At 68.8% G+C, this 13,762-nt stretch carries 3 protein-coding genes; all 3 read left to right on the top strand.

Features of this window, described 5'->3' with window-relative positions:
- Positions 1-15: 15 nt before the first annotated feature.
- The 3 genes from ACCD11_RS15245 to ACCD11_RS15235 are packed head-to-tail and all read left to right on the top strand — an operon-like array spanning position 16 to position 13,716.
- Positions 16-6,477 carry an amino acid adenylation domain-containing protein gene (locus ACCD11_RS15245; protein WP_413314503.1) on the top strand — a complete coding sequence of 2,154 codons (6,462 nt, stop codon included), beginning with the start codon at positions 16-18 and terminating at the stop codon, positions 6,475-6,477.
- Between the two features lie 4 nt (positions 6,478-6,481).
- Entirely contained in the window at positions 6,482-9,631 is a 3,150-nt protein-coding gene (locus tag ACCD11_RS15240) for a non-ribosomal peptide synthetase (protein ID WP_413314502.1), read from the top strand.
- On the top strand, positions 9,631-13,716 hold the full coding sequence (locus ACCD11_RS15235; RefSeq protein ID WP_413314501.1) for an amino acid adenylation domain-containing protein: 4,086 nt from the start codon (positions 9,631-9,633) through the stop codon (positions 13,714-13,716). Before ACCD11_RS15240 ends, ACCD11_RS15235 begins: the two co-directional genes overlap by 1 nt.
- The last annotated feature ends 46 nt before the right edge of the window (positions 13,717-13,762 follow it).

Below are 13,762 nucleotides of genomic sequence, written 5' to 3'. Positions count from 1 at the left end.
GACCTCGGACTGCGCGTGCTCGATGGGCAACTCAACCCGGTACCGGTGGGCGTGGCAGGCGAGCTGTATGTCTCGGGTGCCGGGCTGGCGCGCGGCTACCTGAACCGCGAAGGCCTGACGGCTGAGCGCTTCATCGCAGGCGACGGCGGTGAGCGGCTTTATCGCACCGGCGACTTGGTGAAGTGGAACAACGAAGGCCAATTGGAGTACCTGGGCCGCATCGACCACCAGGTGAAGGTGCGGGGCTTCCGCATCGAGCTCGGGGAGATCGAGGCGCAGTTGCTGGCACAACGGGAGGTGCGAGAGGCGGTGGTCATCGCGAACGAGGGCCCGACGGGCACGCGGCTCGTGGGTTACGTGTCGGGGCAGGACATCGACACGGCACAGCTTCGGCAGAAGCTCGGCCAGGCGCTGCCCGACTACATGGTGCCCGCCGCGCTGGTGGTGCTCGACGCACTGCCGCTGAACGCCAACGGCAAGGTGGACCGCAAGGCCCTGCCGGCACCGGAGTTCACGAGCGAGCACGCCTACGAGGCGCCCGCGGGCGAGGTGGAAGAAAAGCTGGCCGCCATCTGGGCCGATGTGTTGGGCGTGCAGCGCGTGGGCCGCAACGACAACTTCTTCGAACTCGGCGGCCATTCGCTGCTGGCGCTGAGGCTGCTGGAGCGCATGCGCGCCCAGGGCTGGTCGACGCAGGTGCGCACGCTGTTCCAGCAGCCACAGCTCGGCGCATTCGCGCAGGCGCTGGTGCTGGAGCCTGCGCGGCAGGAGCTGTCCGTTCCTCCCAACGGCATTCCGGCGGATTGCCGGGCGATCCAGCCGGAGATGCTGACGCTGGCGACCCTGGATGCACGGCAGATCGCGCGCATCGAGGCGGCGGTGCCGGGCGGGGCCGCCAACATCCAGGACATCTATCCGCTGGTGCCGATGCAGGAGGGGATGCTCTTCCACCACCAACTGCAGGCCGAGGGCGACGCATACATCACGCTGAACCGCCTGAGTTTCGAAAGCCGCGGAAGGCTCGAGCATTTCGTCACCAGCTTCAACGAAGTGATCGCGCGCCACGACATCCTGCGAACGGCCGTGATGTGGGAAGACCTTCCCGAACCGATGCAGGTGGTGCATCGCAAGGCCGTGCTCGAACTCCAGTGGCTGGCCGATGCCGGGCCCGGCGGCGCGAGCGCTTCCGCGCGGCTCGATGCCCACGTCGACCCGGCGTGCTACCGCATCGACGTGCGCAAGGCACCGATGCTGAGGGCCATTGCGGCCCATGACGTGGACAACGGCCGCTGGCTCCTTCAGCTGGCGAACCATCACCTGGTGGTGGACCACACCACGCTGGAGCTGATCGTCGAGGAAATCGCGCTGATCCAGCAAGGGCGCAACGCCGGGCTGCCCGCGCCCGTACCGTTCCGCCACTTTGTCGGGCAGGCCAGGCTGGACTTGGGCCAGGCCGGGCACGAGGCCTTCTTCAGCCAGATGCTCGCCGATGTGGAGGAGCCGACGGCACCGTTCGGCCTGCTCGACGTGCAAGGCGACGGCACCCGGGTGCGGGAAGCCTCGCTCGCGCTGGATGCACGGCTCGCATCGCAGGTCAGGAGCCAGGCGCAGAGATGCGGCGTGAGCGCCGCGGCGCTGTTCCACATGGCCTGGGCGCTGGTGCTGGGCAAGACCACGGGCAGGGACGACGTGGTGTTCGGCACCGTGCTGTTCGGCCGCATGCAGGGCGGTGCGAATGCCGACCGGGCACTGGGCATGTTCATCAATACGCTGCCCGTGCGCATCCGGCTGGGAACGCAAAGCGTGCAGGCGTGCCTGCGCCAGACGCACGCGGCGCTCAGTGAACTGATGCATCACGAGTACGCCAGCCTGTCGCTGGCGCAGCGCTGCAGCGCACTGCCGCAGCGGATGCCGCTGTTCACGGCGCTGCTGAACTACCGCTACGGCGCGCAGCAGGGCAAGGAGAAAGAGAAGGGCCCGCTGTGGGAAGGCATGGAGGTCCTGGGCAGCAGGGAGCGCACCAACTACCCGATCGAGATGTCGGTGGACGACCTGGGCGAGGGCTTCCATCTGGTCGCGCAGATTCACGAGGCGGTGGATGCCGCTCGCGTGTGCGGCCTGATGGCCGCCGCCGTCGAGGCCGTCGTGCAGGGCCTGTCGGCGCAGCCCGAGCGGCCGGCCTGCGAACTCGAGGTGATGTCCGGCGACGAACGGCGCCAGCTTGCCGCATGGGGCGAAAACCCCATGCGGTATGCGCAGGACGAGCCGGTGCATCGGCTGATCGAGCGGCAGGCAGCGCTCAGGCCGGGCGCGACAGCGCTGGTCTTCGGTGACGAGGCGCTGAGCTATTCGGAGCTCGAGGCACGGGCCAATCGCCTGGCGCATTGCCTGATTGCCCTTGGCGTGAAGCCGGAGATGAAGGTGGGCATTGCGGTGGAGCGCTCCGTCGAGATGGTGGTCGGGGTCCTGGCGATCCTGAAGGCCGGCGGGGCGTACGTGCCGCTCGACCCGGAGTACCCCGTGGACCGCCTCGCCTACATGGTGGCCGACAGCGGCATCGGATTGCTGCTCACGCAAGACAACCTGAGAGCCCTGGTGCCGGGCGCCGAGGCGCTGCAGGTGGTGGCGCTGGACACGCTGGACACCGGCAGCCACTCCGATGCCGCCCCGCAGGTCGCGCTCGGAGGCGAGAACCTGGCCTACGTCATCTACACCTCCGGCTCCACGGGAAAGCCCAAGGGCGTGATGGTGCGGCACAGGTCGCTCAGCCACTTCATGCTGAGCATGAAGGAGGCGCCGGGCATGACGCAGGACGACGTGCTGGTCGCGGTCACCTCCCTGTCGTTCGACATCGCCGCGCTGGAGCTGTACCTGCCGCTGCTCAGCGGCGCGCGCCTCGTGCTGGCACCGAGGGATGTGGTGCGAAACGGAAGTGCGCTCGGCGAACTGATGGACGAGTGCGGTGCCACCGTGCTCCAGTCCACGCCCGCGGGCTGGCGGCTCTTGCGGGCCGCCGGATGGAACGGCGGCCAGGCCGCGAACTTCAAGGGCCTGTGCGGCGGCGAGGCGCTGCAGGAAGACCTTGCGCAAGACCTGCTGGCGCTCGGCGTCGAGCTCTGGAACATGTACGGCCCCACCGAAACCACGATCTGGTCGACGGCGGCCGCGGTTCGCGGCAGGCCCCGCATCGGCGGGCCGATCGCGGCCACGACACTGCACGTGCTGGACGGCTTCCTCAACCCGTCGCCCGTGGGCGTGCCGGGCGAGCTGTTCCTGGGCGGCATCGGCCTGGCGCGCGGCTATTTCCGGCGCGCGGGCCTGACGTCCGAGCGTTTCATCGCGGCGCAGGACGGCCGGCGGCTGTACCGCACGGGCGACCTGGTGAAGTGGAACCCCGAAGGTCAGCTGGAGTACCTGGGCCGCATCGACCACCAGGTGAAGGTGCGGGGCTTCCGCATCGAACTGGGCGAAATCGAGACGCAGTTGCTGGCGCAGCCCGAGGTTCGCGAGGCCGTGGTGGTGGCGCGCGAGAGCGCGGGCGGCGCATCGCTGGCCGCCTACATCGCACTGCAGGCAGGGCAGGTGGCAGATGCGGCGACGCTGCGCGACCGCCTCGCCGCGGCACTGCCCGACTACATGGTGCCGGCCGCCATCGTCGTGCTCGAGCGCCTGCCCCTGAACGGAAACGGCAAGATCGACCGCAAGGCGCTGCCGGGGATTGAGTTCGCGAGCGACCGGGCATACGAGGCACCCGAAGGCGCGGTGGAAGAGAAGCTGGCCGCGATCTGGGCCGAGGTGCTGGGCGTGCCGCGCGTGGGACGGCACGACAGTTTCTTCGAGCTCGGCGGGCATTCGCTGCTGGCGGCACAACTCGCGTCGAGGGCGCGCGTCGACGGCGGATTCGACCTGCCGCTGCGCAGGATATTCGAGCACCCGGTGCTTCGCGACCTCGCGAATGTCGCCCGGCAGACGCGGCACGAGAGCCCCTTGTCCGCTCGCGTGCCGGTGCTGCAACCCGTCGAGCGCGTGGCCGACATGAAGCTCTCGCCCGCGCAGCAGCGCCTGTGGCTGGTGAATCGGCTGTCGGATGCATCGGACGGCAAGCACGCGGCCTACAACATTTCGGCGGCACTGCGCTTGTCGGGCGCGCTCGATGTCGACCTGGTGCGCGCCACGCTCGACGCCGTCGTGCAACGGCACGAAGTGCTGCGCACCTGGTTTCCCGAGAACGACGATGGCGATCCCGTGGCGCGCATTGCGCCAGGAAGCGATCTCGTCGTTGCGCTGACGGATCTTTCGCACCTGCCGGCCGAATTGCAGGCGAGGGCGATGCGCGATGCGCTCGCCGCGCACGCGGGCACCGCGTTCGACCTGGCCACCCGCCCGGCCTTCGCGGCAGCCGTCCTGCGCCTGCAGCCCGAGGAACACGTGTTGATGCTGTGCGTGCACCACATCGTGTTCGACGGCTGGTCCGAAGCTGTCTTCATCCAGGACTTCATGGCCATATACGCGGCGCTGCGGGAAGGGCGCGACTCACCCCTTGCGCCGCTCGCGATCCAGTACGCCGACTACGCCGACTGGCATCACCGCAAGCTCGCGCAGAACCTTGCGCGGGACGCCGCGTTCTGGCGCAGCTACCTCGAGGCCGCACCCGCCCTGTCCACGCTCAGGCCCGATCACGCCCGGCCTCCCGTGGCGTCAGCGGCGGGCGACACGGTCGGCATCGAGATCGGGCACGAGCTCGCGCAAGCGCTGCGTGGCCTTGCGCGGGAGCAGAAGACCTCGCTGTACGTGCTGTTGCTGTCGGCCTTCCTGCTCGTGCTGCACCGGCAGGCCGCGTCGGACGACTTGGTGGTCGGCACCGACGTCGCAGGGCGCGACCATCCGGCGCTCGAAGAGCTGATCGGCTTCTTCGTCGGCGTCGTGCCGCTGCGTTCCCGGCTCGCGCCCGCGTTGCCTTTCGTGCAGTGGCTCTCGAGGGTCAAGGAGAGCACGCTGTCGGCCTTCGAACACCAGGACGTGCCCTTCGACCAGATCGTCGACCTGGTCGGCGCGCCCCGCAGCCGCCAGCACAGCCCGCTGGTGCAGGTGCTGTTCGTCATGCAGAACATGCCCGAGGGACGCTTCGAGATCCCCGGTGTGGTCATCGAGCCGATCCCGAGGCCCGGGACGACATCGAAGTTCGATCTCGCGGTGTTCGTGAGAGAGAACGAAAGCGGCCTGCGGGCCGAGTGGACCTTCGCCTCCAGCCTGTACCTGCGCGAGACCGTCGAGCGCGCATCCACGGCGTGGCGCGGTCTCCTGCGGCAGGTCGTCGCGGCACCCAACGGGATGCTGGAGGGCTTCGTCATTCCATCCAACACGGAAAGAAACACCATGCCGTCTACCTCGCCCGCGCCGGGCAAGCTGCAGAAGCTCAAGAAATTCACCGCCAAGGATCGCAACGTCCAGGTCGCACCGCGCTCGCCCGTGCGCACCTCATTCCTGTCGGACCAGCGGGCTTTCCCACTGGTCATCGAGGCCACGGGCAGCGACATCGACGCGGTGGCATGGGCCCGGGAGCAGGGCGCGTACATCGAGGCCAGCCTCGGCAAGCACGGCGGCATCCTGCTGCGCAATTTCGGCCTGCGCACGCCGCAGGAATTCGAGGCCTTCGCGGAAGTGATCGAACCCGAGCTCTACGGCGGCTACGGCGATCTTCCGAAGAAGGAGGGTGGGCGCAACACCTACCGTTCGACCCCGTACCCCGAGCGCCAGATGATCCTGTATCACAACGAGAGTTCGCACCTCGACCGCTGGCCGCGCAAGCAGTGGTTCTTCTGCGAGCTGCCTTCGCCCGTGGGCGGCGCCACGCCCATCGTCGATTGCCGCGAGATGCTGCGCCTCCTGCCGGCCGGCATGGTGGCCGAGTTCGAGCGCAAGGAGCTGATGTACGTGCGCACCTTCGTACCCCGGTTCGACGTGAGCTGGAAGGACTTCTTCAAGACCGAGAGCAAGGCCGAGGTCGAGACGCGCCTCGCGCTGGCCGGCACCGCCTGGCGCTGGCTGGACGAAGACACGCTGCAGACCCGCACCCGCTGCCCGGCGGTGATCACGCATCCCGTCACCGGCGAGCGCGTCTTCTTCAACCAGATCCAGCTGCACCATGCGAGCTGCCTGGAGGCGGACGTGCGCGAAGACCTGCTGGCCGTGGCCGGTGGCCTGGAGTACCTGCCGCGGCATGTGACCTACGGCGACGGCACGCCGATCGACGACGAGACCATGGCAGTGGTCGGCCGCGCCTACGAAGCGTGCGCCGTGCGCTTCGACTGGCGCCAGGGCGACGTGGTGATGCTCGACAACATGCTCGCGGCACACGCGAGGGACCCGTACGAGGGGCCGCGCAAGATCGTGGTCGCCATGGGTGCGATGTGCGACCGCACCGCGCTTGCGCAGGCTCCCGGGGCCGCTCGGAAACCCGCCGTGTTCGAGGGTTGAAGCCATGGCTGCCATTCTCGAAACCACGACTTCCTCGCTGCCGCTCAGTCCTGAGCAACGTGCCATCCGGGCGCAGCATGGGGAGCAGGCCGCTCCCGGCGCGCCCAAGCTCGTGCTGCAGGCCGACCTCGACGGCGAGCTCGACGCGACGCGCCTCGAGGCCGCGGCCCGCTCGATCGTGCAGGCCCATGTGGCCTTGCGCTCGGCGGTGTTGCAGGTTCCCGGCTTCCGGGGTCTCAGGCAACAGGCCCTGGATGCGGCGGCTGCGCTGCGCTGGCAAAGGATCGACCTTCGCGGCAATGCCGACATCGCGACCGCGCTGGCCGACTGGATCGCCGCGCGCACGCAGGAGCCGCTGGATGTCGCGAGCGGCGCGCCGCTGCGCGTCGGCATTGCCCGGCTCGGCGAAACACGGCACAAGCTCGTGCTGGTTGCCAGCGTGTTCGCCGCGGACAAGGGCAGCCTGCACGGCCTGCTGGATCAGATTGCAACGGCTTACCTCACGGGGCAGGCCGTCGATGCGGACGAGGTTTTCCAGTACACGCAGTTCGTCGAATGGCGCCAGGACCTCGACAGCGGCGAGGAGGCCGCCGACGGGCGCGGCTACTGGCAGGCCTGCATCGATCGCGCCGATGTGCTGCAGGCACCGCGCCTGAACACCCGGATGGACGGGGTACGCGAGGTCGCGTCGCCGGCACGCGCCAGCCTCTCTCTTCCTCTCGATGCGGCGCTTGCCGCCCGCACGCAGGAAGCGGCCGGGCAGCTCGGGTGCGGCACCGACCTGTTCCTGCAGGCCGTGTGGTGGCTGCTCGTGGCCCGGCTGACCGGCCACAGGCCTTTCGTCGCCGGCTGGCAGAACGATTGCCGGCACGACTACGAAGTGATGCGGGGAGCGGTGGGCGTCTTCGAGAAGATCCTGCCCGTGGTCGTGGACATCGCGCCCGACGAGCGCTTCTCCGACTGGATCGCACGCCTGGGCGAAACGCTCGAGGCGCACGCCGAGGCCCAGGAGTACTGGGCGATCGATGCGCCGCCGATCTCTGCGCACCTCGACGTGGGCTTCGGCTTCGACGAGATACCGGTGCGCTCGCACGGTGCCGTGGCCTGGCGCGTGGACACCGCGCCCGGTCCGCTGCCTTGTTTCGAACTGGCCATGCAGGTCGGCCGGGCCGGGCAGGCTTTCACGTTGTCCGTGCACGCGGATGTGTCGCGCTATTCGCCCCAGGCCGTGGAGCGGCTGCTGTGGCAGTACCAGACTTTGCTCGAGGATGCTGTGGCGCAGCCGCGCGCGCCGGTCGGCAGCCTCGCGCTGGTCTGTGAGCGCGAGCGTCAATTGCTGCTGCTGGCAGCGCGCGGTGCGGCGGCCGATTTCGGAAGCCTCACGCTGGCCGGGCAGGTCGCCCGCTGGGCGCGGACGACGCCGGACGCGCCCGCGCTGGAGGCTGGCGATGTGCTGCTGAGCTATCGCGAATTCGATGCGCGAATCAACCGGATGGCGCATTGGCTGCAGGCCCGGGGCGCCGCGGCTGGAACGCTGGTGGCGCTCAACCTTCCGCGATCGGCCGATCTGCTGGTGGCGATGCTGGCGAGCTGGCGCATCGGGGCGGGCTACCTGCCGCTGGACCCCGAGTGGCCCGCCGCGCGCCGCCAGGCCGTGCTGGAAGACGCCGTGCCGTCGCTCGTGCTCCATGCCGCAGGCGTGCCTTCGGCTGGCGATGCGCCGTGGCGGCAGGCATCGCTGGACGACATGAACCTCGACGGTGTTGCCGACAGCGCACCGGCATGCCAACCCGCGATGCAGGATCTGGCTTATGTGCTCTACACCTCGGGTTCGACGGGGACGCCCAAGGGCGTGGTGATCGGGCAGGGGCAGTTGCTCAACTACGTGGCTGCGGTGTCATCGGCCATGGACCTGGCTCGCTGCCGCCGCTGGGCGCTCACAAGCTCCGTCGTCGCGGACCTGGGCAACACCGCGCTCTTCGGTGCGTTCCACAACGGTGCCTGCCTCGTCGTGGCGAGAGCGGGCGACGTGAAGGATGCGCGCGCCTTCGCCGGCTTCATGCGCGAACGCCGGATCGACGCGCTCAAGATGGTGCCCTCCCACCTGGAGGCCCTGCTCGAGGACGAGGCGCCGAAGCTGCCCGGCACGCTGGTGCTGGGCGGCGAGGCTGCACCGCGCTCGCTCATCGAGCGCATCGTCAGGCTTGCACCGGATACCGCGATCTACAACCACTACGGCCCCACGGAAACGACGGTGGGCGTGATGGTGCACCGCGTATCGGCGGGCGAGGCCGCATCCCCGGTGCTGCCGCTGTCGCGCGTGCTGGCGAACAACCGCGTCCATGTGCTGGACGAAGCCTTGCGCATGGTGCCGAGCGGCGCGCTGGGGGCGGTGTATGTCGGCGGTGCGCAGCTGTGCCGCGGCTACCTGAACCGGGAGGTGGAAGGCGCTTTCGTGGCCGATCCATTCGAGCCGGGGCAAGAGCTCTACCGCACGGGCGACCTGGCCTGCGTGCTGCCCGAAGGCGGCATCCGCCTGGCGGGGCGGGCGGACGACCAGATCAAGATCCGGGGCTTTCGCGTCGAGCCGGCCGAGGTGGAGGCGGTGTTGCTGTCGCAGCCCGGCGTGCGACAGGCCGTGGTGCTGGCGGTACCGGGCGGTGGAGGCGACGCCGAACTCCGGGCCTTCGTCGTGGGTGACGGGGCGCTCGCGTCGGAGGCCGGCCGCTCGGCGCTGACGGGGCGGCTGGGCACGCTGCTGCCCGCACACATGGTGCCTGCGCGCTGTATCTTCGTCGCGGAGTTCGCGAGGCTGCCGAACGGAAAGATCGACCGGCAGTCGCTGCTGTCCGCGGCACGCAGCGATGACCGCAAGCCGGTGGCGGCGGCACCGCGCGACGCGCTCGAATCGGTGCTGGCCGAGTGCATGGCAAGCCTGCTCCAGCGCGACGCCATCGGCGTGGAAGACGACTTCTTCGAGCTGGGAGGGCACTCGCTGCTCGTGATCAAGCTTGTGGCGCGCATCCGCAAGCAGCTGCGGATCGACATCGCGCCGGGGCTGGTGTTCGACCATCCCAGCGTCGCCACGCTCGCAGCGGCGCTTCGCACGATGGAGAACGAAGGATCGTTTTCGGCATACAGGATGGAACAGTGATGAACAGCAGCAATGCGGCGCGGCGGATTTCAGCGGAGGACAGATGGGCGGATGACGACGGCGACGACGACGACGACGAAATCCTCCGCCGCGTGTCGGACGGCGACGAGGTGCCGTTGTCCCCTGCGCAGGAGCAGCTGTGGTTCCTGCAGCGCCTGGAGCCGGGGCTGACGGCCTACAACCTGCCGCGGACGTTCCGCCTGCACGGCCCGCTGGACGCGGATGCGCTCGAGCGCGCGTTCCAGGCCGTGATCGATCGCCACGGCATCCTGCGCACCCGCTTCTTCGAGAAAGACGGCGTTCCCATGCAGCAGATGGTGCGCGACGTGAGGTTCATGCTGCAGCGGTTCGATCTGTCCCTGGAGTCCGGGGCCGCGCGGCAGGCGCGTGTCGATGCGCTGACGGGCGAGACGGCCCTGCATGTGTTCGACCTGGACGCCGCGCCTGCATTGGTGGCCAGGCTGATCCGGCTGTCGGGCCAGGAGCATGTGCTGACGGTCTGCCTGCATCACATCGTGTCGGATGCGTGGTCCAACCCCATCCTCGCTGCGGACCTCACTTCGGCCTACCGCCTGGCATTGGCTGCGGGTGCGGCCGTGCGGCTGCCGGCCTTGCCGGCCCAGTACGCCGACTACGCGCTGTGGCAGCGCGAGCACCTGCAGGGCGAGGGCCTGGCGAAGCAACTGGACTACTGGAACACCCACCTGGGTGCCGATGTGCCACCGCTGGAGCTGCCGCTCGACGCGGCGCGCCCTGCGCGGCAGACCTTCGACGGTGCGGTGCATCGCTTCGCGCTGGAGCCGGCGCTGGCGGTGGCGTTGCAGAAGTTCTGCCGCACGGAGAAATGCACGCCCTTCGTGGCCCTGCTCGCGGCGTGGCAGATGCTGCTGGGCCGGTACGGCGGCCAGAACGACTTTGCCGTCGGCGTGGCCAATGCCGGCCGCCATCGCGACGAGGTGCGCGATCTGGTGGGGTTCTTCGTCACGACCCAGGTGTTCCGGGCGCGGCTCGAGCCGCGCGCGACGTTGCGCGAAATCTGCCGCCGGGTGCGGCGCGATTCGCTGTCCGCACTGGAGCATGCGGACCTTCCCCTCAATGCGCTGCTGGCCGGCCGGAACGAAAAGCGCGACGCGTCGCGCAACCCGTTGTTCCAGGCAATGTTCGGCGTGCAGATGAGCGACAGCGTTGCCGACCTCGCGTTCGGCGGCGTGCGCGCGGAGCAGATCGGGGGCGGCAACGCGAGCGCCAAGTTCGACCTGTCGCTGGATTTCTTCATCGAACCGACGCGTGCGTACGCGCAGATCGAATACAACACCGATCTTTTTGGGGAGGCCACCGTGGCGCGGCTGGCGGGCTGGTATGTGCGCCTGCTCGAGACGTTGACGGTCGATCCGGACCAGGTCTTTTCGGAGATCGATCTTTCGAGCGATGCGGAGCGTGTGCAACTGGCCTCGTGGGGTGCGTGCAGGCAGGCGGCCAAGGCGGGCGAGCCGATCCACCGGCTGATCGAACGGCAAGTGCGCGCGCGGCCCGAAGCACCCGCGCTGTGCTTCGGCGAGCAAACGCTGAGCTACGGCGAACTCAACACGCAGGCCAACCGCCTTGCACACCGGTTGATCGCCCTGGGCGTGAAGCCCGAGACGAAGGTGGGCATCGCGGTGGAGCGTTCCATCGAGATGGTGGTGGGCATCCTGGCGATCCTGAAGGCCGGCGGCGCCTACGTGCCGCTGGACCCGGAGTACCCCGCAGATCGGCTGACGTACATGGTCCGCGACAGCGGCATCGCGCTGCTGCTCACGCAGAGCCACCTGCAGATGCCGGGCACCGAGGTGCTGCATGTGCTGGCCCTGGACACGCTCGACCTGTCCGGCGAACCGTCGCACGATCCGCAGCTCGACCTGCACGGCGAGAACCTCGCCTACGTCATCTACACCTCCGGCTCCACCGGCCGTCCCAAGGGCGCACAGCTGTGCCACCGCAACGTGACACGGCTGCTCGATGCCACCGATGCCTGGTTCGGCTTCGGCCCCGAGGACGTGTGGACGATGTTCCACTCCTACGCCTTCGACTTCTCCGTGTGGGAGATCTTCGGGGCCCTGTGCACCGGGGGCAAGCTGGTGGTCGTGCCGTTCTGGGTCAGCCGCTCGCCCGAGGACTTCCTGCAGTTGTTGAGCAGGAAGCGCATCACGGTACTCAACCAGACGCCTTCGGCCTTCGGCCAGCTGACCAGCCTGCCGCAGGCCTACCAAGAGCATTTGTCCCTGCGCGTGGTGATCTTCGGCGGCGAAGCGCTCGACCCGCAGCGCCTGCGCCAGTGGATCGAGCACCATGGCGATGACAGCCCGCAACTGATCAACATGTACGGCATCACCGAGACCACGGTGCATGTGACCTACCGGCGGATCACCGCCGAGGACCTGGGCCTGCAGCGCAGTCCCGTGGGCATCGCCATCCCCGACCTGGGGATGCGCGTACTCGATGGGCAACTCAACCCGGTGCCGCTGGGCGTGGCGGGCGAGCTGTATGTCTCGGGCGCCGGGCTGGCGCGCGGCTACCTGAACAGGGCCGGACTGACATCGGAGCGCTTCATTGCGGCAGAAGGCGGACAGCGCCTGTACCGCACAGGCGACCTCGTGCGTTGGAGCGCGGAAGGCCAATTGGAGTACCTGGGCCGCATCGACCACCAGGTGAAGGTGCGGGGCTTCCGCATCGAGCTCGGGGAGATCGAGGCGCAGTTGCTGGCACAACGAGAGGTGCGAGAGGCGGTGGTCATCGCCAACGAAGGCCCGACGGGCACGCGGCTCGTGGGTTACGTGTCGGGGCACGACATCGACACGGCACAGCTTCGGCAGAAGCTAGGCCAGGCGCTGCCCGACTACATGGTGCCCGCCGCGCTGGTGGTGCTCGACGCACTGCCGCTGAACGCCAACGGCAAGGTGGACCGCAAGGCCCTGCCGGCACCGGAGTTCGGCCGTGTACAGACGTGCGACGAGCAGCCTCAGGAGGGCGCGCAGGGCGTGCTCGAAGCGGCACTGGCGGCGATCTGGGCTCAGGTGCTGGGTGTCCCGCGCGTGGGGCGCAACGACAACTTCTTCGAGCTCGGCGGCGATTCACTCGTCGCGCTCAGGCTGCTGGCCAGGATCAACAAGTCCCGTGTGCTGAGCGTGCAGATCTCCCTGCAGGATCTGCTCGAGAAGCAGACGATCGCCAGGTTGGTCGCGCAGCTGGACATGGGCGCGCCGCCGCAGCCTGTCCAGTTGCTGAACGCGTATGCCGGGCCGGCGGATGCGATGCCGCTCTTCTGCGTGCCGCCCGCGCTGCGCCATCCGATCGACTACCGGCCGATGGCGCGCCACCTGGAAGACTCGCGTGCCGTCTACGGTCTGAGCTACGCGGATGACGTCGCCGGGCTGGATTCCATCGAGCAGATGGCCCGGTACTACGCCGATGTCATCCGCAGGACGCAGCCGCAGGGGCCCGTGGGCATCGTCGGCTGGTCATTGGGCGCAGTTGTCGCGGTGCATGTCGCCAGCCTGCTGGAACAGCAGGGCGTGGACGTCGCCTTCCTCGGCATGGTCGACAGCTTTCTGCTGGACGAGAGCTTCGATCCGCACGGCTGGTACCAGGACTTCCGGGATTTCGTCCTGGACACCGCGAGCGGCGGCATGGGCCACGAGGCCGTCAACGCGATGCTCGACAGCTTCGAGCCGATCCGCTCGGGCTCCGACGAGACCGTGCGCGACGCCGTCGAGGAAATCGTGGCGGCGGCCGGCATGGGCATGAAGCCGGGCGACATCTTCCAGGGGATCGTCGCCACCCGGCGCATGAACGCGATCACGCAAAAGATCGCCGCATTCCCGCGCGTGAAAGTGGCGCCGCATTTTTGGTGGAAGAAGGGACGGGCGGTTGCGCAGAAGAACGCGCTCCTGTCGCAGTTCGGCGGCAAGGCACAGGTTTCGCTCGAGGTGAATGCCGACCATCAGGGCATCGTGCGCAACGCTGCGCTGCTGAGCCATCTGCATGCGGCCATGCGCGATGCGCAGGCGAGGGCCAGGGCCAGGGAGACGGCAGACGCGCGCCGATGATGGCGAGCGAAAGATGACGAAGCCTCCCCCGCTTTCACGCGGGGGA

Origin of the sequence: Variovorax sp. Varisp36 (genome assembly GCF_047304235.1) — a bacterium.
GTDB lineage: Bacteria > Pseudomonadota > Gammaproteobacteria > Burkholderiales > Burkholderiaceae_C > Variovorax.
Note: the sequence above shows the minus strand (reverse complement) of the source record. Positions and strands in the feature narration are given on the sequence as shown.